The organism is Rahnella perminowiae (assembly GCF_019049755.1).
Classification (GTDB): domain Bacteria; phylum Pseudomonadota; class Gammaproteobacteria; order Enterobacterales; family Enterobacteriaceae; genus Rahnella; species Rahnella perminowiae.
In genome coordinates this window covers 1-2,203 of sequence record NZ_JAFMOS010000227.1, presented here as the reverse complement: position 1 = coordinate 2,203, position 2,203 = coordinate 1, and the positions used below count along the sequence as shown (strand labels likewise).

General features: G+C 49.6%; 2 protein-coding genes. One reads left to right on the top strand and one right to left on the bottom strand.

Annotated features, from left to right (window positions below; translation table 11 throughout):
* Positions 1 to 273 precede the first annotated feature (273 nt).
* A complete protein-coding gene (locus J1785_RS01530; RefSeq protein WP_235174617.1) occupies positions 274 to 1,608 on the top strand; it encodes a glycoside hydrolase family 10-like protein in 1,335 nt (444 codons plus the stop codon).
* Between the two features lie 96 nt (positions 1,609 to 1,704).
* On the opposite strand, the gene J1785_RS01525 is transcribed toward J1785_RS01530, so the two are convergent.
* The coding region (locus J1785_RS01525) for a GNAT family N-acetyltransferase (protein WP_217218655.1) at positions 1,705 to 2,203 on the bottom strand (499 nt) is incomplete at its 5' end.

The following is a 2,203-nucleotide window of genomic DNA, read 5'->3' as shown; positions in this document are numbered from 1 at the left end:
GAACTTCCTTTTCTGTCACAATAAATTTCGGTATTTTCATTTAATACACCCTGTAAGGTTTAACCCCAGGAAAATAGTGAGTTAATATTGCAACAGTTAGCCCTGTCACTCAATCGTGCTGAGGCGCTCCCTGTATACTAACTCGTCTGTAACGATAAGGTGGTTTGCGGCGTTCCTTGTTATCACGCAGGCATCAGCGCTAAGTGATTGACTTTAACTTCAATAATAAGAAAATGTTTCCTTTCGCGCGGCTACCAGATACCACCGGAGTTTATTATCGCCTCTTCCCGTCATTTTCCGTTTATTACTGCCTTGAAACACCCGGCTGCCGTTGTGACGCTTGCATTGTTACTGGCCAGTTGTTCTTCAACACCACCAAAATCCCTGGTGACGCCACTTCCGCCAGTTGCCCGGCACCCTCTTCCCGACAAACCGGTATCGGGCCATGAACCCGTGCGTGGCGTCTGGCTGGCGACGGTTTCCCGCCTCGACTGGCCACCGGTTAATTCGGTGAATGCCGGCAGTGCATCATTGCGCATCAGCCAGCAGCAACAGGCGCTGATTACCAAGCTCGACAAGCTCAAAAGTCTGGGCATCAATACGGTGTTCTTTCAGGTGAAGCCTGACGGCACGGCGTTCTGGCCATCAAAAATTTTGCCATGGTCAGATATGCTGACGGGCAAAATTGGTCAGGATCCTGGATATGATCCGCTGCAATTTATGCTCGATGAAGCGCACAAACGCGGGATGAAAGTCCATGCCTGGTTTAATCCTTATCGCGTGTCTGTAAATACTAAACCTTCGACTGTGGCGGAACTGAATCAGACATTGTCGCTGCATCCTGCCAGCGTATTCGTGTTGCACCGCGACTGGATCCGAACTGCCGGCGATCGTTTTGTGGTTGACCCGGGTATTCCTGATGCACGCGACTGGATAACCAGCATCGTGGCGGAAGTGGTCGCGCGTTATCCCGTTGATGGCGTTCAGTTTGATGACTATTTTTACTCAGAATCACCGGGTTCTGCCCTGGATGATAGCCTGACGTTCCGGAAATACGGTCAGGGTTATGCTTCAAAAGCAGACTGGCGGCGTCACAATACACAGATGCTGATTGAGCAGGTTTCGCGCACCATAAAACAGCTGAAACCGGCTGTGGAATTTGGCGTCAGTCCGGCAGGTGTCTGGCGCAACGTGTCGCATGATCCGGCGGGTTCACAAACTTCCGGCGCAGCGGCTTACGATGAGGCTTATGCGGATACCCGCTTGTGGGTGCAGCAGGGTTTGCTCGATTACATTGCGCCGCAACTGTACTGGCCGTTTTCCCGCAAGGCGGCGCGTTATGACGTGCTGGCAAACTGGTGGGCTAATGTGGTAAAGCCCACTCATACGCGTCTCTATATTGGTGTGGCGCTGTATAAAGTGGGCGAACCGTCAAAAAATGAACCGGACTGGATGGTAAGTGGTGGCGTACCGGAACTGAAAAAACAACTCGATATGAATGAATCCGTACCACAAATTAGCGGCACGATTTTATTCCGTGAAAGCTACCTCAACCAGCCGCAGACGCAGGATGCGGTGCGTTACCTGAAAAGCCGCTGGGGAAGCTGAAATAACGCTGCCTGTTGTGTGGTTGCCTTATAAAGATATGCCGTGGAGCTAATAAATTGACCATGGCATCCATTTATCGTGCTTACGTAACCTCGGTTACCCGACAATGGTCCAGTTAGTCATGATTCTATGCCGCAAATTTAAGTAAATATTGCGAATATTTCCTGACCAGTTGGGGCCGCGAAAATCCGGGTTCAGGAAGGAGGCATTGTAGAAATGGTCGCGCCATTTTGCATTTAATTTCCCATGACCCGAACTGAGCGGCACCCCGGTGACCACCATCCTGTTCACTGTATCCGTGATAATAGTCGGATGAAAACCCATTTTTAAATAAAATCCCTGGCTGTCATCTACCGGTAATAATGAGGCGTTTTCGATATTCTGCTCCATCCCGTATCTTATGGCCGAAAATAAGAGAAGCTGACCCAGCCCGACAAATCTGTTGGGGTGGGATTTCGTAGGTTTGTTTGTATTTCCTTCAACATATATTGCCGAGATATATAAATAATCACGACTTCCCGGTTCACTTAGTACTACGCAGCGACCTGCTGCAACATCTTCATTTTTGTCTGTGAGTAGGGAAAAATTCATGGCG